Source organism: Halolamina sp. C58, assembly GCF_051195095.1.
Classification (GTDB): Archaea; Halobacteriota; Halobacteria; order Halobacteriales; family Haloferacaceae; genus Halolamina.
In genome coordinates this window covers 594,448-614,306 of record NZ_JBNTJY010000002.1, presented here as the reverse complement: position 1 = coordinate 614,306, position 19,859 = coordinate 594,448, and the positions used below count along the sequence as shown (strand labels likewise).

Here is a 19,859-nt window from a genome sequence, read left to right as displayed (position 1 = left end):
GCCGTCCGGGTCACACCCAGTATCGATGACGGCGTCCCAGAGCAACCTCGCGGGGCTCTCGCGGTTCATCTTCCGGGCCCCGAACTGGTACACCAGCCTCACGTTCGCCCTGCTGGTGGCCGCCGTCGCGGGCATCGGCGCCTTCGACAGCGGCGACGCGAACGCGGTGTTCCGCGGCATCCTCTTCGTCGGGCAGGACGCGTGGGAAGGCATCTTCTTCATCGGCGTGCCGACGGTGGTCGCGGGCTTCGCGACGCCGTGGGTCGACCGCTACACGGGCGGGCGCCTCACCTACAACCGCGCGTCGCTGCTCGCGCTGATCGGTGAACTCCTGATCGTCGCCGTCGTGAGCGCCGCCGCCCTGATCGCCTACCTCGTCCCCGAACTCGACCAGCCGTTCGTCTTCGACGCGCTGATGTTCGCGCTGGCGTCGGTGTTCGCGCTCCGCCTGCTCGTGGTGATGGCGGTGTCGCGCACCTCGCTCCCCGTCGCGATCTTCCCCGCCAGCATTCAGACCGCGGTCGCGGCCGCGCTGCTGTTCGTCTACAGCGGCACGATCCGCTACCTCGCCGACGGCGGGCCGGCGATGGAGGCGTTTCTCACGCCGTTCCTCCACGAGTCCGCCGAGGCGCCGGGCGTGCTGACGACGCTCTCGCCCCAACAGTTCGTCCTGCTGAACGTGCTCTGTGTGTTCTACGCCGGTGCCGTCTGGGTGTTCCTCGTCGCGGTCGATCAGCCCTGGCGGCGCTCGATGGGCGTCTCGATGCTCGACTTCCTCCGGGGGTTCATCGGCCACGTCGCCGAGGGCACCCGGGAGTTGGAGGACTTCTTCGAACAGCTCGGCGAGGAGGCGATCGTCCCGGTCACCGTACTGGCGTTCCGCCGCCCCGACGGCACGGAGAAGGCGCGGTTCGTGCTCCCGATGATCCACCCCGGGCCGATGGGCGAGATCGGCGGCGGGAACCTCCCCGAGCGCGTCGCCGACACCGCCGAGGGGCTGGCGTTCCCGCCACACGCCACCGCCGGCCACGACTTCAACCTCGTCACCGAGCGCGAGGTCGACCGCCTGATCGACGCCGCCGACCGCGCCCACCAGCGCATCGAGTACGACGGCGCGGCCACCCGGAGCACCCGAACCGTCGCGGGCGACGCCAAGCTGCTGGGGCAGGCGTTCGGCGGCGACGGCCTGCTGGTGAACACGTTCTCGCCCGACTTCGCCGACGACGTGGAGTACGGCGTCGGCCTCACGGCGCGGGAGGGCGCCCGGACGAACGGCCTCGACGACGTGCTGCTCGCGGACGCCCACAACTGTAACAACGGCCTCGACGGGCCGGATCTGGGCCACGTCACCCCCGGCAGCCCCCGCTCGTTCGACATGATCAACGCCGCCGAGCAGGCGGGCTCACGGCTCGGCGACGCGCCCGAGGCGTCGCTCTCGCTGGGGACGGCGTGGGACGAGACCGACTGGGAGCCCCAGGAGGGGATCGGCCCGCTGGGCATCCGGGTCGCGGTGACGGAAGTCGACGGGCAGGAGACGGCGTACGTGCTCGTCGACGGCAACAACATGGAGCCGTGGCTCCGGGACCGAACCGTCGACGAGCTGCTGGAGACGGTCGACGCCGCGGAGGTGATGACCACCGACACACACATCGTCAACACCGTCGAGGCCGACAATCAGGTCGGTGCAGAGATCGACCACAGCGCGTTCATCGCCGTCGTGTCCGACCTCGTCGAGGCGGCCCGCACAGACCTCGAACCCGTCGAGGCGGGGATGGCGACCGAGCGCGCGGAGGTGACCGTGTTCGGCAACGACCGCACCGAGACGCTGGCCTCCCACGCCAACGCGGTGGTCTCGCTGGGCGGGGCGTTCGCGGTCGCGGTCATCCTCGCGGTCGTCGCGATCAGCGTGCTGCTGTTCTTCGTGGCCTAGCGCGTCGCTGTCGACCGCCAGCTTCGACCGAGTCTCACGTTCGACAGCGGCAACGAGCGGAGCGCCGCGGTCGCGACCCGGACCGTTCCCGGCTGGTCGTTGGACACCATCTCTGCGCGACTGCACGCGCCCCTCACGATACGTAGAGAGCGGTCACTCCGAGCAAACAGCTGGTGAAAGGGAGTGTCGCGGGGGCGCGTCCCCCGTCAGTCGAAAAGCTCGTCGACCGCGTCCTGGGCTGCGAGCGCCGCCTCGTCGGCGACCGCCTCGGCGTCGGGCTCGGCGTCCTCCGGCGGATTGAGGTACACGTCCACGTCGAGCACGCCGTCCTCGAACGTGACCGTCACGTCGAGGTCGGTCAGCTCGGACTGCTTGTAGCGGTCCAGCACGACGCCCTCGGCGGCCGCGCTGGCGGTTTCGACGACCTCCTCGTCGGTCGGTTCGCCGGTGCTCATTTACGCGCCGGCGCCGGGGCCGCCGGGGCCCATCGGGCCGCCGCCCTCGCCACCCTGCAGCATCTGCTGGAGCTCTTCCTGCAGCTCCTCGAACTGCTCTTGGGTCTTCTGCTCGCGCTTCTCGAGCTGGTCGACGCGGACTTCGAGGCTGTCGACCTTCTCCTCGAGATCCTCTTTGGCGCTCTCGTAGTCGGTGTGGACGAGGAGCTCGCCGATCTCTCGGTACATCGTCGTGTCCTCGTCGATGTCGTCGAGCGCCTCCAGCGCGGTCTGGGCCTCGTTGAGCGAGGTCTCGGCCTGCGTCTTCTGGGCCGCGAGCTGCTCGGTGGTCTCCTGAAGGTCCTGTAGCTCCTCGATCTTCTCTTGTGCCTCGGGCGGCAGACTACCCTGCATAGTTCGAACGAGGTCCTTCGGCCTGAAAAAGCCCCGTATTTAGGCCTGGCGCGGGTTCGGGCTGGATCGCCCCGTCCCGCCGGCGTTCTCGGCGTGTAGCCTCGGTCCTGTCCGCCTCACTGTACCGGCCGGACCCACGTCCAGCCCGCCTCACCGTGCCGGGCTGACCCACCGGACTTACGGCCTCCCCCGCCATCGATCCGCCCATGCTCGAACTGATCGCCGGCGCGCTCTGGGCGATGCTCCCGGCGTACGTCCCGAACAACGCGGCCGTGCTCGCGGGCGGCGGCCGACCGATCGACGGCGGCCGAACCCTCGGCGGCGCGCGCCTGCTCGGCGACGGGAAGACGTGGCGCGGCACCGCGGTCGGCACCGCGGTCGGGGTCGCGCTCGCGCTCGCGCTCGACGCCGCCGCACCCGCGGTCGGGAACGCCCTCGGGATCTCGCTGCCGGGCTTCCCGATCAACGCCGCGCTGGGGCTCGCACTCGGTGCGATGCTGGGCGACATCGGCGCCTCGTTCGTCAAACGCCGCAGCGGCCGCGAGCGCGGCGCGGCGTTCCCCGGCCTCGACCAACTCGACTTCGTGGTCGGCGCCTTGCTGCTCGCGCTGCTGTTCGCGCCGGACTGGACGCTGTCGGTGTTCACGCCTGCACGCGTCGCCGTCGTCGTCGTCGTCACGCCGCTGCTCCACCTCGCGACCAACGGGATCGCGTACTGGCTCGGCGTGAAGGACGAACCGTGGTGAGAGCTGCACCGACCAGTTTTTGCCGACCCCGCGCCCACCCACGCCCATGACCGACGAACTCATTCAGGCGCTCCGGGACGCCGACGCGGTCCAGTTCGGCGAGTTCGAACTCTCCCACGGCGGCACCAGCGACTACTACGTCGACAAGTACCTGTTCGAGACGGACCCGCGCTGTCTCCGCTTGATCGCCGAGGCGTTCGCCGAGAAACTCGACGGCGAGAAGCTCGGCGGCGTCGCGCTGGGCGGCGTCCCCCTCGCGGCGGCGACGAGCATCACCGCCGACGTGCCCTACGTCATCGCCCGGAAGGAGCAGAAGGAGTACGGCACCGGGAACCGAATCGAGGGCCGGCTCAGTGAGGGTGAGGAGGTCGTCGTCGTCGAGGACATCGCGACCACCGGCCAGTCCGCCGTCGACGCGGTCGAAGCGCTGCGCGACGCCGGCGCCGAGGTGAACCGCGCGCTGCTGGTCGTCGACCGCGAGGAGGGCGGCCGGGAGAACCTCGCGGACCACGGCGTCGAGATGGAGGCGCTCGTGACCGCCTCCGAACTGCTGGCCGAGCGGTAGGCCTCCCCCTGCGGATTCCCGCACGATCGTCGTTCGACGTGTTCATGGTTGTGCAACCGTGAGGGTTTCCATGAACCGTGCAGAGAAGGCGGCCCTGCAGCTGCGGGCCGTCGCCGTCCTGCGGACGCTGAAGCGCAGTCGAACGTACGACGAGCTCGCGGAGCTCACCGGCCTGCCGGCGGGCGACCTGAACCGCTACGTCAACGGGCACGTCCTGCCCGGCATCGAGCGCGCCCGCGAGACCGTCGAGAGCGTCGGCCGCGAGGCGCTGGCCGAGGAGCTTGAGTCCCGGATCTCCGTCGACGACGAGGGGTACGTCGACAACAGCGAGGTCGTGTTCGACCAGTCCTTCTTGGACCTCGTTGCGCCCGTCGCCGCCGAGTCGTTCGCGTTCGACCGCCCGGACGTAGTGCTCACGGCGGCGACCGACGGGATCACCCTCGGCGCCGCGATGGCCTCCTACTTCGACGCCGACATCGCCTACGCCAAGAAGCGCAAGGAGACCGCCGTCGAGGAGTTCGTGGAGTCCCGCCAGCGGCTCGCGTCGGGGATCGAACTTACCTACTACCTCCCCGCCGACGCCGTCTCGGCGGGCGACACCGTGCTCGTCGTCGACGACCTGATCCGCTCCGGCGAGACGCAGGAACTCCTGCTCGACATCGTGACGCAGGTCAACGCGACCGTCGGCGGCGTGTTCACCCTGATCGCGGTCGGCGACGAGGGGATGGACCGCGCCCGCGAGATCACCGACGCGCCCGTGGGCGCGCTGACGACGTTCGACGACCGCTGACAGCGGCAGTCTCCCGCTGATTATCCACTTTCGTGCATACTCTCTCCGGATAGCCCCGCGAATACGCCACTCGAACGTCATGTTTGAGCGCGTTTGTGCATACCGGAGAGAAAGCCTCAAGTACTCGTCCGTCTCGATGTGCACCTATACGGATGGGTCTCACAGAGACGCTGGCCGACTACTTCGATCTGGACAGCCACGACACCACCGTCAGGACCGAACTCTTGGCGGGGTTGACCACGTTCTTGACCATGAGCTACATCGTGGTCGTCAACCCCGCGGTGCTCGCGAACGCGATCACGATCGAGGGGATCGGAATCGGCCGGATGCGCGCGATGATCGCCGTCGTCACGCTGCTGTCGGCGGCGACGGCGACGCTGGTGATGGCGCTGTACGCCAATCGCCCGTTCGCGCAGGCGCCCGGGCTGGGACTGAACGCCTTCTTCGCGTTCACGGTCGTCCTCGGCATGGGCGTGCCGTGGCAGACCGCCCTCGCCGCGGTCGTCGTCGAGGGGGTCATCTTCATCGCGCTCACCGCGGTCGGCGCGCGTGAGTACGTGATCAAGCTGTTCCCCGAGCCGGTGAAGCTCGCGGTGGGGTCGGGGATCGGCCTGTTTCTCGCGCTGATCGGCTTCGAGTCGATGCGGGTCGTGGCGGGTGATCCCGCGACGTTCCTGACGCTCTCGCCGGTGTTCGCGAAGGACCCGGTGGCGCTGATCTCGGTCGCCGGGCTCCTGTTCACGTTCGGGCTGTACGCCCGCGGGGTCCGCGGGTCGATCGTGATCGGCATCCTCGGCACGACCGTCGCCGGCTACGTCGCCGCGGCGCTGGGCTACACCGCCTACAACCCCGAGAACGTGGCCGGCGCCTCGATCGCGACGGACATCTTCCTCACCGGCTCGACGACGACGTACAGCCTCGCGGCGTACGACATCCGGCCGCTGGCGGGGGCGTTCCTCTCCGGCTTCGGCAACGTCGACGCGTTCACGTTCGCGCTGATCGTGTTCACGTTCTTCTTCGTCGACTTCTTCGACACCGCGGGGACGCTGGTCGGCGTCGGCCAGTCCGCGGGCTTCCTCGACGAGGACGGGAACCTCCCCGACATCGACAGGCCGCTGATGGCCGACGCGGTCGGCACCACCGTCGGCGGGATGCTCGGCACCTCCACGGTGACCACGTACATCGAATCCGCCTCCGGCGTCGAGGAGGGCGGCCGCACCGGCCTGACGGCGCTGACCGTCGCCGTCCTGTTCGTGCTCTCGCTCGCGTTCGTCCCGATCGCGGCAGGGATCCCCGAGTACGCCTCCCACATCGCGCTGGTGGTCATCGGCGTCGTGATGCTCGGCAACGCCGTCGAGGTCGCGTGGGACGACCTCACCTACGCGATCCCGGCCGGGATGACGATCATGGTGATGCCCTTTACGTTCTCGATCGCGTACGGGATCGCCGCGGGGATCGTCTCCTACCCGATCGTGAAACTCGCCGCCGGCGAGCGGAAGGAGATCCACGTCGGCCAGTGGGTGCTCGCGGGCGCGTTCGTGGTCTACTTCGCGGTGCGGACCAGCGGCGTGATGTAGCCCGCCCCGGACCGCAACACCTTCCCACGCTCCTGCGTTTGCGCGAGTATGCAACGCAGTCTCCCATCCCGACTCTGGCTCGTCCGCGGGATGGCGCTTCTGTTGGTTCTCTCGCTGCTCGCGCCCGCCGCGGGCGCCGCGCTCGGCGTCGGCGGTGAGGAAAGCGCCGTGAGCGAACTCGAGGCCGGCACGATGGAACAGCCGGCGTACAACGCCACCGTGGTCGGGATTCAGGGCTACCACTTCCAGGGCCAGGGGAACGCCAAGAAGCCCGCCCGGGTCGTGTCCGCGAGCGGCAACGGCACGACTCAGTGGGTCCACGAGGACATGATCGGCGCCCGCTGGTTCTACGACGTGGATCCGATGGACAACGGGAACCTGCTCGTGGTCTCGACGAACCCCGACGGGACGAACGTCTACGAGCTCGACCCGGAGAGCAAAGAGCGCGTCTGGGAGGAGACGCTCCCCTATCACGACACCCACGACATCGACGTGTACAACGACACGCATCTCGCGATCGCCAACATGCGCAACTGGAACGAGTCCTGCGGGTGTTCTGACGACCGCGCGGTGCTGTACGACCGCGTCGACGGCGAGGTCGACTGGGAGTGGACGTTCCGCAACCACTACCCCAACTCCACCGACGGCGGCTTCGCGAAGGACTGGACCCACGTCAACGACGTGGAGGTGATCCGCAACGGTAGCGAACTGCTGCTCTCGCCGCGGAACTTCGATCAGGTGATCGCCGTGAACATCGAGTCCAAGCAGATCACCGAACGCCTCGGCGAGGACGGCGACCACTCGACGCTGTACGAGCAGCACAACCCCGACTGGCTGACGACGGACGAGGGCGACCCGACGATCCTCGTCGCCGACAGTGAGAACGACCGCGTGATCGAGTACACCAAGAACGATCAGGGCGAGTGGGAGCACGTCTGGAGCGCGGGCTCCTCGGCGTCGCTCTCGTGGCCGCGGGACGCCGACCGACTCCCCAACGGCAACACGCTGATCGTCGACTCGATGAACCACCGCGTGATCGAGATCACGCCCGAGGGAGAGATCGTCTGGGAGTACTTCGCCACGTGGGGCCCCTACGACGCCGAGCGCATCGGCACCGGCGACGAGTCCAACGGCCCGACGATGCGCGATCAGGGGGTGAGCGGCCACAAGACGATCTACGGCTCCGCCGGCGGGCTTTCCGCGACGTTCTCCTCGTGGCTCGCGGCGAACGCACAGGGGACGATCGTCGAGGGACCGGTCACCGAGTTCGCGGGGCTCTGGGGCCGGCTGGCGCCGTGGTTCCAGCCGGTCTGGCTCGACTCCTGGGAGTTCACCGGCGTCGTCGGCGCGACGCTGATCCTGTTCGGCTGGGGGGGTCTCAGAGCTGGTCCGCGGCCGCGATCGGGTCGTCCACGCTGCCCGCTCGCTCCGGGAAACTGCCGCCTGAGGTCGCCGGCACGCTCGCCGCCGCCGCGTCCCTTTTGAGTCGCGATCACCTACCCACCGGTGATGGCGAACCTCACGCTGTACGAACTCGACGGCTGTCCGTACTGTGCGAAAGTGATCGACAAGCTCGACGAACTCGGACTGGAGTACGACTCGGTGATGGTCCCCTCCAGCCACGACAAGCGCGACGAGGTGAAGGAGGTCTCGGGGCAGACCGGCGTGCCCGTGCTGGTCGACGAGGAGCACGGCGTCGAGGGGATGCCCGAGAGCGACGACATCGTCGAGTACCTCGAAGAGACGTACGGTAGCGCGGCGTAAGCGGTCGCATTCGGTTCTCGTTTTCGTTGTGAATCAGACGGGCAGCGACGGCTGCGGCCGCGGTGCGGTAGCGGGGCGGTCGTGGTGCGGTAGCGGGGCGGTTGCGGTGGACGCCTCGCCGGCGCCGATCACGGCGCCGGCGGGGGGAGGGGTGGGGATTCGGTGCTGTGCCGGGCCTTGTGCCCGGCACCCTGCGGTCGCAAGTGGTCAGCGAACGAGCTGCTGTCACTGTCGCGGTTGCTGTTTCAGTTGCCAGCGATAGAGCTGCTGTCGCGGTCGCTGTCCGAGCTACCCTTCGTGGCCTCGAAAACTACCTCGCTACCCGTCGAACTCGAAAACGACCCGTATCAGGCTTCGCCCGGTTCCGCGGCCCGCTCCCGGATCAGGTCCCGCACCGCCTCGGGGTCGTCGGTCTCGGCCAGTTCGTCACACGACACCAGCGCGGTGCCTTTTACGGACTCGCGGCTGGCCTCGTCCTCGACGAAGTACACCGAGCGCGTCTTGGTCACCTGCCCGAGCGAGGACATGATCCGGGCGCGCTTCTCGGCGCTGGGGGTGAACTCCGAGTGCCCCGTCAGGAGCTTCGCGCCGTCGCGGCCGCGGCGCTCCTCGTCCTCGCTCACGCTGTTGAACGGCGCCCGCGTGGTCGGGTGGACCGTGAAGCCCGCCCGCGTCAGCACGCCCACCACGTGCTCGTCGTCGGGGTCGGCCTCCGGCGGATCCGGGGTGGGTTCGGCGTCGCGGACCTCCTCGGCGCCCTCCATCACGTTCATCGGCGACGTGAACGGCTGGTCGAACAGCTCCTCCAGCTTCACCGCCACGTCGATGGAGGCGTTCATCCCGTCCTCGTACTTCGAGACGGTTCGCCGGGAGACGCCGAGTTCGGACGCCAGCTTCCCGAGGCTCCAGTCCTGCTCCTGCCGGCTCTCCGAGAGCAGGTCGCCGTCGATGTTGACGTACAGCCCGCCGGGGGCCGCGTAGATCAGCGGCGGCACGTCCTCGACGAACAGGTCGAACGCGGTGTCCGGATGCATCGCGGGCACGCCGTGGCGGAAGTACACCACCTCCGGCTTCAGCTCCTCGTCGCGGGTGCGCATCCCCACGACCATCGGCGTCGCCGAGAGGTACTCGCCCAACCGGCGCATCTCCCGCCCGGTGGCGGCGTCGAACGCGTCGACGTTCCCGAGTACTTTCAGCAGTACGAGCTCCTCGCCGCGGCGGGCCGCGACGTCGAAGCTCTTGGGCCGGATCGCACAGCGCTCGCTGACGAGGAACCCGGCGTCCTGCAGCATCGCCGTGACGTTCTCGATAAGCGCTGTACGGCTCATAGACGAGTTTAGTCGATTCGTCGTATAAATGCGTTGTGCAGAAAACCCTCGGGGGCCGTCACGTTCCGCCCGACGCGAAACCCCCTTGCCCGCCGACCGCCTCCCTCCAGCCGTGACGGTCATCGGCGTCGACGACACCGACTCCCGACGGCGGGGGATGTGCACGACCTACCTCGCGGCCCGGATCGCCGAGCGAATCGCGGCCGCGGGCGGGCGCGTCGACGAGCGACTGCTGATCCGGCTCAACCCCGCCGTCGAGCGGAAGACTCGCGGAAACGCCGCGCTCGCGATCCACACCGATCTCGACGCCGACCGCGCCGCCGAAATCGCCCGCGAGGAGCTCGAACCGCTCGCCGAGACCGACGATCCCCGAACCTCGCCCGGCCTCGTCGTCGCCGACTGCGGGGCCGACGAGATCCCCGACGCCGTGACCCGGTTCGCCCGCGACGCCGTCCGCGAGATGCACGAGCTCGACGACGCGCTCGCGCTCGTCGACGACGCCGGCTTCCACGCCGAGGGGTGGGGAAGCGGCCACGGCCGTATCGGCGCGCTCGCGGCGGTCGGCGCCGCCGGCGCCTTCTCCGAGTGGACGTACGAACTGATCGCGTACCGCGAGTTCGATCGCTGTGGGACGCCGCGCGAAGTCGACGAGAACACACTGTTCGCCGCGGCCGACGACGCCTACCCCGACGCGTGGGACACCGTCGACCGCGGCGAGGGGGAGGCGGTCTGTGTCCCCAGCGCGCCCGGGCCGATCCTCTACGGCCTCCGTGGCGACGACCCCGACGCGCTCCGCGAGATGGCTGCGGACATCGACGCCGAACCGGTCGAGCGGACTGCGCTGTTCCGGACGAATCAGGGCACCGATGCCCACCTCCGGGAGGCCGCCGTCGACGACCTCACAGCCCTCGACGACGCCGGCGCCTACCGCGTCGACTGCGTCGTCGCTGGCGAGCCCGAAACGCGGGAGGGTGGCCACGTGTTCGTGCCGATCCGCGGTGAGTCGGGGGCGGCGATTCGGGCCGCGGCGTTCGAACCGACCAAGCGCTTCCGCGACCGCGTTCGCGCGCTACGCCCGGGCGACGAACTCACCGTCTGCGGCGAGGTGAGCGACGGGACGCTCAAGCTGGAGAAGTTCGCCGTCCGCGCGCTGAACCGAACCGAACTGGTCACGCCGACCTGTCCGGACTGCGGGAACCGCATGAGCTCGGCGGGGAGCGGTCAGGGGTACCGCTGCCGGGACTGCGGGACGAGCGCCCCCGCCAAAGTCGAGATCGAGGTGGACCGCGCGCTCGACCGCGGCTGGTACGAGGTGCCGCCGTGTGCCCGCCGGCACGTCGCGAAACCGCTCGTTCGCGGCGGGTTCGACGCGCCGACGCACCCCGAGCGGTAGTCAGAACCGGGACATCGCCGCCTCGACCGTCTCCCGGTCGTGGGCCAGCGACTCGCGGTCGTCGTACGCCGCGGGCGTGAGAAACGCCACCGCCGCGGCGTCGTCGCCGGCGACGGGTTCGCCGGTCGTCGCGTCGCGATTCACCGCGAAGTGGACCGAGGCGTGGTTGCGCTCCGGCCCGGTCGAGAGCCGGGTCCGCACCGGCGCCAGATCGGCGGGGTCGACTGCCAGTCCGGTCTCCTCCGCCAGCTCCCGCGCGGCGCCCTCGGCCAGCGGTTCGTCGTGTTCGGGGTGGCCGCCGGGCAGCGCCCACGCGCCCTCGGCGGGTGGCTGCCCGCGGCGGATACAGCAGACGCGGTCGCCGTCGACGACCGCGACGGCGACGCCCGGCACGGCCGTCCGCCAGAGCACGCGCTCGCAGTCCGGGCAGTAGGCGCGCTCGCGGCCGTCGATCTCGCGGTGCTCGACCCCCGAACCGCAGAGCGGGCAGTAGTTCGCGTCGACGGCGATCACGAACGGTGGTTCGCGGGCGCGGGGAAAACGGTTCGGTCCTCACTCCCCGACGGCCGTGATCGCCGCTCGACAGACCGCCGCGTCGTCGGTGTACGCCCACTCGATCTCGCCGAACGCGGGTTCGCTCGCCCAGCACAGCCCCGCGAGGTCGTCGCCGGCCGACGGTTCGCCGTCGGTGTCGCTCAGTGTCACCGCGTAGTCGATACAGATCACCTGCTTCTCGTCGGTCAGCCCCGGTTCGGGGACGACCGTCTCGAGGTCGCGCGCTTCGAGAAGTCGGAGGTCGCGGGGGTCGACGCGGAGCCCGGCTTCCTCTTCGAGTTCTCGGGCGGCCGTGAGCCGCGGTGACTCGCCGAAGTCGACGTGCCCCGTGGGCGTCGAGAACCGACCCTCGGCGGGTGCGGCGCCGCGCTCGCCGAGCAGCACGCGCGGGTCGGCTCCCGAGTCGACGACTGCGACCGCCGCAGCGACCGCCGGGGAGTGGTACACGCTACTGTCGCAGTCGGGACAGCGGTAGCTGGGCTCCTCACCCCGGAGTTCGGCGCCGCAGTACGGGCAAAAGCTGGGCGGGAAGTCGGTCATCGGCCCGGCTCCTCCCGCGCCAGCGCCCGCTCGACGAAGCGCCGGTTGTGGTCGCGCAGTCGTTCGGGGAGCGTCTCGCGCTCGAAGAACCGTGCCGCGTCGGCGTCGCTGCCCGCCGACGGCGCCCCGTCGACGTGCTCGCGGTCGACGACGTAGCGAACGAGGAGGACGTGCTGCTCGCGGTACGCTGCGCCGTCAGTCTGCTCTCGAAGATGCGTGCCGAGGAGTCGGAGTGCTTCGGGGTCGGCGTCGATGCCGGCCTCCTCCCGGAGCTCGCGGACCGCCGCCACGGGCGCCGGCTCGTCGGCTTCGAGGTAGCCGCCGGGTAGCGTCCAGAACCCCTCGCTCGGCCCGCCACCCCGGCGGACCAACAGGACCGCGTTCCCGTCGCGGACGGCGACGCCGGCGGTCGGAACGGGGTTTCGCCAGACGAACTGCTCGCAGTCGGGCCAGAATCGGCGCTCGCGCCCCTCGAACGCTCGGGAACGGAGGGCGGCGCCGCAGGTCGGGCAGTAGTTCGCGTCGACGGCGACCATCGTCCGTGGGTCCGCCGGCGCCGGCAAAAGCGGTTCGGCGCGGTCCGGACTACGACTTCAGCCCGCTCCCGGTCAGCGGCACGACCACGTCCTCCGACTCTCCGATCTCCCCCCGGTCGCGCAGTTCCGCGAGCGCCGCGGGCGCGACCGCACACGTGGGCTCGGTGTAGAACCCCGCCTCGTGGAGGCGGTCGAGTTCGTCGGCGACCGGCTGCTCCCCCAGCGCGATCGCGTCGCCGCCCGTCGCCTCGATCGCGTCGAGGATCGCGTCCTTCCGGACTGGGTCGCGGATCTGGATCCCGTCGGCCACGTCGTTCGAGCCCGCCGCGTCGCCGCGGCGTTCGGCGGCGATCGGTGCGTACCCCGCGGCCTGCCCGCCGTACATTCGCGGAACGTCGTCGATCCAGCCCGCCTCCGCCAGTGCCCGGAAGCCGCGGTAGGCGCCGAGGAACAGCGTGCCGTGGCCCAGCGGCGTGACCACCGCGTCCGGGGCGTCCCAGTCGCGCTGGAGCGCGATCTCGTAGGCGATCGTCGCCGTCCCGGCGAAGAACGCGGGGTTCCACGCGTGGGAGGCGTACCAGGCATCTCCCCCGACGGCTTCCTCGACACACGCGTCGGTCACGTCCTGCCGGGAACCCTCGACGCGGACGGGCGTCGCGCCGGCGGCCTCGATCGCCCGGAGTTTGCTCGCCTTCACCGACGCGGGAACGTAGATCTCGGCGTCGATCCCCGCCCGGGCGGCGTAGGTCGCGATCGCCGCGCCCGCGTTGCCCGAGGAGTCCTCGACGACTCGATCCACGCCGAGTTCGAGCGCCCGCGAGAGCGTCGTCGTCGCGCCGCGATCCTTGAACGAGCCGGTGGGGAACACGTACTCCAGCTTGAACTCGGCCTCCCACTCCGGCGCCGCCTGCAGGGGGGTCATCCCCTCGCCGAGGCTCACGCGCTTCTCGACGGGGAGGAAGTCGGCGAACGCCCACAGCCCGTCACGCGTGTCGAACGCTGCGGGGTCGGGCGCGGGGCCGTCGGGCAGCGGTTGGCGGGCGAACTCCAGCGGATGGCCGCAGGTGCAGCGCCAGCGGTCGGCGTACTCGGCGCCGCAGTCGGGGCAGACGAGGGGGGTGGGATCAGTCATCGCTCAGTACGAGTCGATCCCCGTCGCCACCGAGCAGACGTACTCGCCGGTCGCGACCTGTGGGAGCCGACGGGAGCGCCAGAAGATCCCCTCGCTGTCGGCGGTCACGCGGCTCGCGAGCTGGCCGAACGGGTCGGTCACGTCGAACAGCGTGTCGCCGGGGTGGATCTCCTCGCCCAGTCCGGCGCGGAAGCGGACCAGCCCGCCCGAGGGAGAGCGGTACTGGTCGAACCCCGCGGCGCGGGTCTGCTTCGCCATCGGCGCCTCGCCGTCGAGGAAGCCGTAGTGCCGGAGGACGTTGAACACGCCCTCGACGCCGTACTGGATGCTCTCCTCGTCCCAGCCCACGCAGCCGCCGAGCTCGGGGTCGATGGTGGGGATTCCCTCGTCCGGCGCCGCGCGGGCGAGCTGGCCGTCGGGGCCTTTCTGGTCGAGCACGTGGCCCGTGCCGAACGCCTTCGCGAGTTCGAGGCAGTCGGCGTGGGTCCGGTGGTGGCGCCCACACCGCACCCGGGCCTCGTTGAGCATCCGCGACGTGGAGCCCTGGTGGAGGTCGAGTACGTAGTCCGCCCGCGTCGCGGCGTCGAACGTCGCGGCCGCGATGCGCTCCGAGCTCGTCCCCTCGTCGTCGCCGGGGTAGGCCCGGTTCATCTTCGTGTCGTCGATGGGGTTGCGGTGCTCGGCGACCTCGAACGCGTGGCTGTTGACGATACCGACGATCAGCACCGCCCCCGAGAGTTCGGCGGGGTCGAGCCGCGGGACGACCCGGGTCAGGACGCCGAGGCCGTTGAGTTCGTCGCCGTCCGACACCGCCTGCATGTACAGCGTTTCGCCGTCGTCGGCACCGTTGACCACACAGACCGGCAGGGAGACGGGGCTCCCGTCGCGGCGTTCGCCGACGCGGAGCCGCCCGACTGCGGTCTCGCCGGGGGCCGCGCTGGCGTCGCCGAGCGTGAGACTCATTACTCGGTGATCGTCCGTTTCCGCCTTAGTGGGTTCGATACCGGGCGAGGGCACCGATACTGGGGACGCGCTGGTGTTGGAACTGGGTTCTGTTGATTTTCTGGTGGATGTTGAGGTGATGTTGGTAGTCCCTGATCGGGCAACGGTTGCGACAGCAACAGCATCTCGAAGCTAGACCACTTGCGGCCGCAGTGCGCCGGACACGAGGTCCGGCGCAGCACGGAGTCCCCACACCTCCCCCCGCCGGCGCCGATCACGGCGCCGGCGAGGCGTCCACCGCCACCGCACCGCTGCGGCGGTCGGCGCGAAGCGCTCGCGCCTCCGTGCGCGAGCCGAGCGCGAGGGACGAACGACCGCAGGGAGTGAGTCGGCTGGGGAGGTCTGAGGGCTGTGCGGCGCGGTTGCGGTCGCAAGTGGTCAGGGTTCGAGTCGCTATCGCTGTTCACGCTCGAACCACCGAAATCCCAGATCACCTTCGCGCCAGAAACACCGAACTCCGCGCTTGAACCCCAAACCGAGACGAAAAACTACCTGCCAACTACTCGGTAATCACGTTCGACGCCAGATCCCGCGGGTAGTACGTCAGCCACTCGATCCCGCTCTCGGTGATCGCGATGGTGTCGGAGTGGCGATACCCCTCGTCGTCGGTGTAGATCCCCGGCTCGATCGTGTACACCTGCCCCGGCCGCATCTCCGCGTCGGTGTCGTCGACGTGGTCGTACCCGCCCCAGCCCTGATCGATGTACGGCGGCTCGTGGCCGCCGAGACCGATGTTGTGCCCGACGTGGTGCTGGGCGAGGTCGGTGATCCCCTGCTCCTCGTAGAACCCCCAGACCTGCTCGTCGACGTGCGAGAGGGGGACGCCCGGCCCCAGCGCGTCGATCGCGATGTCCTGCGCCTCGAGCATCAACTCGAAGTAGTGCTCCTGCTCGTCGCTCACTTCGCCGACGAACATCGTCCGCTCCAGTTCGGAGTTGTAGCCGTCGACGTTCGCGCTCGCGCCGGTGATCAACACGTCGCCGCGCGCCAACCGCTGATTGGGGGTGTGACCGTGGGGAAGTGCAGTCTCGTGAGCCGAGATGTAGCCCGCGTGGGCCGGGCCGTCGCCGCGGACGTTCTCGACGAACTGATCGCCCAGCGTGTCGAGCATCGCCCGCGAGGCCTCCATCGACGCCCGCTGGGAGACGGTCGCGGGGTGGGCGCCGGGCTCGGTGTACTCCGCGAGGTAGCGGTGGGCGAGGTTCCCCCACTTGGCGGACTCCCGGATCAGGTCGATCTCGGCGTCGGTCTTCTCCCAGCGCATCCGCGAGACCCACGACTGGGTCTCCACGTCGACGAACGACGAGAGCGCGGGGCCCTCGTACCCCATCACGCCCGGCGCGCCGTCGCTGTCGGCGGCGACTGCCTCCACCCCGAGCCCGTCGAGCATCCCGGCGACCGTCTCGATCGGCCGCCCCTGCGGGTAGTCGAAGTAGTGGTGGACGGCGTCGATCCGGTCGACGGTCTCGACGCGCTCGACCTCCAGTCGCGGGACGACGATCTCGATGCGCTCGTCGGTGACTGCCAGACAGACCGGGCGTTCGGTCTGGACGTGCTCGAAGCCGGAGACGTAGTGGATGCTCGTCGCGGAAAACCAGACGGCGGCGTCGGCGTCGGTGTTCGCGAGCTTCCCCCGTATCTCGCGGAGGCGGGAACGGTACTCGGCGTCCGGGAGTTCGGTCGGCATGGCTCCCGGGTCGCGCCCGGAGCGCAAAAGCCTCCGGGTGGACCGCCCGGGCTGCCGGGTCGTCCGCGTCCGTGAGCGCCACCGCTGTCGAGGCCCTCGTCCGGGGTCTCGACGGTCGTTGTCACCCAACGGACGGGTGATCTGAGATAGTGTCTCGTTACCGATTATAAACTGTCTAAACCGATCTAAACGATTCGTAAAACGTCGTCCGACTCCTCGCGTGTGACGTGAAACGGCACGAACCGTCGGGTACGAACTCACCCTTATACGTGGTCCCCGATCCTTGGGTGGAGTAGAGTCACCATGTCCACCTCCGAACCCTCCACGCCGGCGCAGATCGCCGGCGACAAACTCCCGCGGTCGGCGTTGTCGGCCGCGTCGTCGCTGCTCGTCCCCGTTCGCACCGCGGCGTTCTGGTCGGCAGTCGCGCTCCCGCTCGTCTACCTCCCGCTCGTGGCCACGGGCGCGGTGTGGGACCAGCCGCTGCTGTTCTGTGCGCTGCTGGCACTGAACGCCGTCGCGTTCCTCGTCGGCCACGATCACGAGCCGACCCGCGCCTGAGCCCGCCTCCCGGTCCCGCCGGCTCTCCGCAGCTCACTCCGCCTTCTGGTCCCCCGCTTCCTCCCCCGCTGATTCGTCGTCGGAAGCGGCCGCGTCGTCGACGCCGTCCTCCGGATCGTGGCCCAGTCCGAGCGCGGCCGAGGGCGCCGGCGAGAGCGGCTCACCGTGGATCAGCTCCGGCACGACGACGTTGAGGAACTGCACCGCCAGCACGACCAGCAGCGGCCCGAGGAAGAGGCCGTACCAGCCGAAGTACGCCGCGCCGAGCACGTACGCGAACAGCACCAGCCCCGTGTGGAGCGAGCGCCCGGAGATGATCGGCCGGAGCACCGCCTGCGGCAGCAGGTCGAGGAAGACGAACGCGACGACGAGGAACGACAGCGGCGCCCAGAGCAGCCCGGCGCCGTCCTGCGAGGCGAGCCACACCAGATACCCCGTCACCGGGACGTAGACGAGCTTGCCGACGACCAGCGGGACGAACGTCGCGACGCCGGTCAGCAGCGCCAGCAGCGTCGGGAACGGGATCGCGACCGCCGAGGGAACGACCGCGTTGTAGCCGTTGTAGACGACGACCGCCAGCACCGTCACCAGCGAGACGGTGATCACGTTGCCGAAGTACACCGTCTGGAGGTCCGCGTCGACCGCCGAGACGTAGGCGTGGGGGACGCTCCCGTCGCCGCCGATCTCCTCGCGAAACCACGCGTCGATCCGGTCGCCGTCCCGCAGGAGGAAGAAGCTCATCGAGAGCGCGAGCGTGAGGTGGACGAGCCCGTTGGTGAGGACGCCCAGCTGCCGGAGGCCGGCGGTCAGCTGCTCCCGGATGGCGCCGAAGTTGTCGAGGCTGGTGAGATACCCCCTCGGATCTCGAATCAGTCGCCGGACGGCGTCGGGCGTCGACGATCGCTCGCCCACCGCCGCGAGCAGGCCGGGGTCGAGCGCGATCGTTAGCTCCCGGATCGCCACCAGCCCGACGTAGCCCAGCAGCGCCAACCCCGGGACGACGATCGCCAGCAACGTCAGCGTCGCCGCGGCGCCGCGGTGACCGACGGCGTCCTCGACCCGTTCGTGGATCGGCCGCGCGCCGTAGTAGACGAACAGGCCGAACACGAACGTCCCCACGAAGTGGAGCGCGAACCGACCGACGACGAGCAGCAGGAACAGGCCGACCAGCCACCAGACGACGCGCTGGCGTTCCGCCTCGCGGGGCCACTGCATGGCTCCCCACGCGGCGGGCAGGGACTTCGGTTTTACCCCTCGATGAGCGCCGGCGCCGGCGGATCGACGAACACCGCGTAGCACAACACCGGCAGCGAGAGCAGACTCCCGGCCCAGAGCCCGGTCGTCAGCGACACCGCGGTCGTCGCGCCGACGACGGCGCCGAGGAGCAACGGCAGCGGGAGTAGCGCCAGCAGGAGATCGTGTCGCCTCGCGAACGATCCGTGCTCGCGGTAGTCGGTGTTCGTGCTCATCGCTCGGAAGTCCCTACGCAGTCGAGCGTTTTTGACGTTGTGGCCGGCGGCGCTACTCCTCCAACTCCCCGTCGAGCCCCCACTCCTCGGCACGGCGCTCGGCCTCCGCACGAGCCTCCTCTTGGATCGCGGCGATGCGCTCCTCGTCCTCCAGGAACGACTCGAGGGCGCTCGCGTCGGTGTCGCCGGCGTCCTCGGGCGCGCGGTCCCGAGCTCGCTCGGCCAGCGCCGGATCGTCGGCCAGCTCCTCGGCGGGCGCGCCGGGCGGCACCGAGAACGCGGCGGCGTCGTGAACGGCCGTCAGCGCGTCGGGCGGGAGCTCGTACAGCTCGACAGAACAGGGGCCGGGCCCGGCCAGCGCGGCGAGGGCGTCGACGCCGCGGCTGTCGTCGCGCTCGTTTCCCCTGCCGTCGCCGCGCTGGGTCCCGCGGCTGTCGCCCCGCTCGCAGTAGGCGGCACGCGGGACCCCCTCCGCGAACGTGAGAACTCCGGGCTCGCCGTCGGCCAGCAGCGAGTCCGGATCGATCCGGGCGTACCCCGTCAGATCGCGGGCGAGCGCGGCTTCGAGCGCGCTCGCGACGCCGACCCGCGAGCGGACGAGCCGCCCCTCGGGGATCGCCAGTTCGGCGTCGCCCCCGTTCATGGGGGCTCGGGGATCACTGCCGAGCGGAACCGTTCGGCGACCGCTCCCCCGTCGCCGTCCTGCAGATTGAGTCGATCCGCCGCCCGCCTGTAGGCCGCCGCCGCCGCGGATTCGGGCGCGTACGCGAGCAGGGGCTCGCCCGCCCGCCGGGCCGCCCGCGCGGCGTCGCTCTCGGGCACCGTCGCCAGCGTCGGGCCGCCGAAGTACTGCTCGGCCTGCGCGGCGACGCGGTCGATCGCCTCGTCGTCCTGCACGCGGTTGAACAGCACGCCGGCGGTCTCGGTGCCGTAGGAGCGGGCGTACTCCTGCACTTTCAGCCCGTCCGAGAGCGACGGGATCGTCGGCTGGAGCACGACCACCGTGCGGTCCGCGAGGACGAGCGGGAGTACCGCCGACTGCGAGCCCAGCGCCGCCGCGGAGTCGAACAGGAGCACGTCGGTGTCGGTCGCCAGTTCGGCGACCACCTCCCGGAGTCGCGTCGGGTCGGCGTCGCGGAACGCGGCGAGTGAGGTGCCACAGGGAACGAGTGAGAGCCCGAACCGCTCGTACACGGCGTCCTCGACCGCCGCGTCGGCGTCGGCCAGCAGCAGGTCCTGTAGCGTGGTGTCGGCGTCCGCGAGCCCGGTGTGGAAACAGAGGTTCGCCATCCCCGTGTCGGCGTCGACGACAGTCACGTCGTGGTCGTCGGCGAGCGCCATCCCCAGCGCGAGCGTGCTGGTGGTCTTCCCCACCCCGCCCTTGCCGCTCGCGACCGCCAACGCTTCGACCATGCGGTAGTTCTACTCCCCTCCGG

At 70.2% G+C, this 19,859-nt stretch carries 22 protein-coding genes; 9 read left to right on the top strand and 13 right to left on the bottom strand.

Annotated features, from left to right (window positions below; genetic code table 11):
* Positions 1-25 precede the first annotated feature (25 nt).
* The gene (locus ACQUSM_RS13795) at positions 26-1,930 is read left to right on the top strand and encodes a DUF2070 family protein (protein ID WP_435119488.1); all 1,905 of its coding nucleotides are present in this window, start codon (positions 26-28) and stop codon (positions 1,928-1,930) included.
* Between the two features lie 206 nt (positions 1,931-2,136).
* Here the strand turns inward: ACQUSM_RS13795 and ACQUSM_RS13790 are convergent, their stop codons facing one another.
* Both ACQUSM_RS13790 and ACQUSM_RS13785 read right to left on the bottom strand, forming a co-directional pair.
* The gene (locus tag ACQUSM_RS13790) at positions 2,137-2,385 is read right to left on the bottom strand and encodes a DUF3194 domain-containing protein (RefSeq protein ID WP_435119486.1); all 249 of its coding nucleotides are present in this window, start codon (positions 2,383-2,385) and stop codon (positions 2,137-2,139) included.
* Entirely contained in the window at positions 2,386-2,778 is a 393-nt protein-coding gene (locus ACQUSM_RS13785) for a prefoldin subunit beta (RefSeq protein ID WP_435119484.1), read from the bottom strand.
* A 206-nt stretch (positions 2,779-2,984) separates the two neighbouring features.
* On the opposite strand from ACQUSM_RS13785, the gene ACQUSM_RS13780 reads away from it, so the two are divergent.
* The 6 genes from ACQUSM_RS13780 to ACQUSM_RS13755 all read left to right on the top strand — a co-directional run bounded on the left by ACQUSM_RS13780 (position 2,985) and on the right by ACQUSM_RS13755 (position 8,220).
* The gene (locus ACQUSM_RS13780; protein ID WP_435119482.1) at positions 2,985-3,524 is read left to right on the top strand and encodes a CDP-2,3-bis-(O-geranylgeranyl)-sn-glycerol synthase; all 540 of its coding nucleotides are present in this window, start codon (positions 2,985-2,987) and stop codon (positions 3,522-3,524) included.
* A gap of 46 nt (positions 3,525-3,570) precedes the next feature.
* Positions 3,571-4,089, top strand: coding sequence for an orotate phosphoribosyltransferase (gene pyrE, locus ACQUSM_RS13775; RefSeq protein WP_435119481.1), 519 nt, complete (start codon positions 3,571-3,573; stop codon positions 4,087-4,089).
* A 70-nt stretch (positions 4,090-4,159) separates the two neighbouring features.
* Positions 4,160-4,879: a phosphoribosyltransferase family protein gene (locus ACQUSM_RS13770; RefSeq protein ID WP_435119480.1), complete on the top strand. Its 720-nt coding sequence runs from the start codon at positions 4,160-4,162 to the stop codon at positions 4,877-4,879.
* Positions 4,880-5,031: 152 nt separating this feature from the next.
* Positions 5,032-6,456 carry an NCS2 family permease gene (locus ACQUSM_RS13765; RefSeq protein WP_435119478.1) on the top strand — a complete coding sequence of 475 codons (1,425 nt, stop codon included), beginning with the start codon at positions 5,032-5,034 and terminating at the stop codon, positions 6,454-6,456.
* Positions 6,457-6,504: 48 nt separating this feature from the next.
* On the top strand, positions 6,505-7,941 hold the full coding sequence (locus ACQUSM_RS13760) for an aryl-sulfate sulfotransferase (protein WP_435119476.1): 1,437 nt from the start codon (positions 6,505-6,507) through the stop codon (positions 7,939-7,941).
* A gap of 24 nt (positions 7,942-7,965) precedes the next feature.
* On the top strand, positions 7,966-8,220 hold the full coding sequence (locus ACQUSM_RS13755; RefSeq protein ID WP_435119474.1) for a glutaredoxin family protein: 255 nt from the start codon (positions 7,966-7,968) through the stop codon (positions 8,218-8,220).
* Between the two features lie 347 nt (positions 8,221-8,567).
* Here ACQUSM_RS13755 and ACQUSM_RS13750 read toward each other — a convergent pair whose 3' ends face one another.
* The gene (locus ACQUSM_RS13750) at positions 8,568-9,548 is read right to left on the bottom strand and encodes a transcriptional regulator (protein WP_435119472.1); all 981 of its coding nucleotides are present in this window, start codon (positions 9,546-9,548) and stop codon (positions 8,568-8,570) included.
* A 112-nt stretch (positions 9,549-9,660) separates the two neighbouring features.
* Between ACQUSM_RS13750 and ACQUSM_RS13745 the strand changes: the two genes are divergently transcribed.
* On the top strand, positions 9,661-10,941 hold the full coding sequence (locus ACQUSM_RS13745) for a TiaS agmantine-binding domain-containing protein (protein WP_435119470.1): 1,281 nt from the start codon (positions 9,661-9,663) through the stop codon (positions 10,939-10,941).
* On the opposite strand, the gene ACQUSM_RS13740 is transcribed toward ACQUSM_RS13745, so the two are convergent.
* From ACQUSM_RS13740 to ACQUSM_RS13715, 6 genes are all read right to left on the bottom strand, one after another.
* A complete protein-coding gene (locus tag ACQUSM_RS13740; RefSeq protein ID WP_435119468.1) occupies positions 10,942-11,454 on the bottom strand; it encodes an NUDIX domain-containing protein in 513 nt (170 codons plus the stop codon).
* Positions 11,455-11,493: 39 nt separating this feature from the next.
* Positions 11,494-12,036, bottom strand: coding sequence for an NUDIX domain-containing protein (locus ACQUSM_RS13735; RefSeq protein ID WP_435119466.1), 543 nt, complete (start codon positions 12,034-12,036; stop codon positions 11,494-11,496).
* Positions 12,033-12,572 carry an NUDIX domain-containing protein gene (locus tag ACQUSM_RS13730; protein ID WP_435119464.1) on the bottom strand — a complete coding sequence of 180 codons (540 nt, stop codon included), beginning with the start codon at positions 12,570-12,572 and terminating at the stop codon, positions 12,033-12,035. The genes ACQUSM_RS13735 and ACQUSM_RS13730 overlap by 4 nt, the downstream gene beginning before the upstream one ends.
* 49 nt (positions 12,573-12,621) lie before the next feature.
* Positions 12,622-13,704, bottom strand: a complete 1,083-nt coding sequence (locus tag ACQUSM_RS13725) for a threonine synthase (protein ID WP_435119462.1) — start codon at positions 13,702-13,704, stop codon at positions 12,622-12,624.
* A gap of 3 nt (positions 13,705-13,707) precedes the next feature.
* A complete protein-coding gene (locus ACQUSM_RS13720; protein ID WP_435119460.1) occupies positions 13,708-14,667 on the bottom strand; it encodes a succinylglutamate desuccinylase/aspartoacylase family protein in 960 nt (319 codons plus the stop codon).
* Positions 14,668-15,205: 538 nt separating this feature from the next.
* Complete coding sequence (locus tag ACQUSM_RS13715; protein WP_435119459.1) at positions 15,206-16,393, bottom strand: M24 family metallopeptidase; 1,188 nt, start codon at positions 16,391-16,393, stop codon at positions 15,206-15,208.
* Between the two features lie 303 nt (positions 16,394-16,696).
* Here ACQUSM_RS13715 and ACQUSM_RS13710 point away from each other — a divergent pair, with 303 nt between their 5' ends.
* Positions 16,697-16,954, top strand: coding sequence for a hypothetical protein (locus tag ACQUSM_RS13710; RefSeq protein WP_435119457.1), 258 nt, complete (start codon positions 16,697-16,699; stop codon positions 16,952-16,954).
* 33 nt (positions 16,955-16,987) lie between these two features.
* On the opposite strand, the gene ACQUSM_RS13705 is transcribed toward ACQUSM_RS13710, so the two are convergent.
* Genes ACQUSM_RS13705 through ACQUSM_RS13690 form a run of 4 tightly spaced genes read right to left on the bottom strand, consistent with a single transcriptional unit; the run spans position 16,988 to position 19,836 of the window.
* On the bottom strand, positions 16,988-18,169 hold the full coding sequence (locus ACQUSM_RS13705; protein WP_435119455.1) for an AI-2E family transporter: 1,182 nt from the start codon (positions 18,167-18,169) through the stop codon (positions 16,988-16,990).
* Between the two features lie 32 nt (positions 18,170-18,201).
* Positions 18,202-18,423 (bottom strand): hypothetical protein, encoded by a 222-nt coding sequence (locus ACQUSM_RS13700; RefSeq protein WP_435119454.1) that lies wholly within the window; start codon positions 18,421-18,423, stop codon positions 18,202-18,204.
* A gap of 52 nt (positions 18,424-18,475) precedes the next feature.
* Positions 18,476-19,066, bottom strand: a complete 591-nt coding sequence (locus ACQUSM_RS13695; RefSeq protein WP_435119452.1) for a hypothetical protein — start codon at positions 19,064-19,066, stop codon at positions 18,476-18,478.
* Positions 19,063-19,836: an AAA family ATPase gene (locus ACQUSM_RS13690; protein ID WP_435119450.1), complete on the bottom strand. Its 774-nt coding sequence runs from the start codon at positions 19,834-19,836 to the stop codon at positions 19,063-19,065. The genes ACQUSM_RS13695 and ACQUSM_RS13690 overlap by 4 nt, the downstream gene beginning before the upstream one ends.
* Positions 19,837-19,859: the final 23 nt, after the last annotated feature.